This is a genomic window from Rhizobium ecuadorense (genome assembly GCF_001187535.1).
Taxonomy (GTDB): domain Bacteria; phylum Pseudomonadota; class Alphaproteobacteria; order Rhizobiales; family Rhizobiaceae; genus Rhizobium; species Rhizobium ecuadorense.
Window position 1 is genome coordinate 1 of the sequence record NZ_LFIO01001829.1, and the last position, 240, is coordinate 240.

The following is a 240-nucleotide window of genomic DNA, read 5'->3' on the forward strand; positions in this document are numbered from 1 at the left end:
GCTGGGGGCTCTGCAGCGGAAACGTCGCCGGCATCGACGCTGCCTTCCGCTTTTTCTGCTGCACTTTCCTGGGCAGGTGTCTCGATGGCCACCTGCTCGGTGGCAATCTCTTCCGGCGCTGTCTCCGTCTGCGGCGCCTGATCCTCGACCTCTTGCGTCAGGGCGGGTTCGATCAGCGGTTCTTCAAGCGCTATCTCCGCTTCATCTGCGACCTCGGCAATGGTTTCGGCAGGTGGGCCG

1 protein-coding gene is annotated in these 240 nt (G+C 63.8%); it reads right to left on the reverse strand.

Translation table 11 applies throughout. The features are described 5' to 3' along the window. The coding region (locus AF337_RS38690; RefSeq protein ID WP_152971367.1) for a hypothetical protein at positions 1-240 on the reverse strand (240 nt) is incomplete at both ends.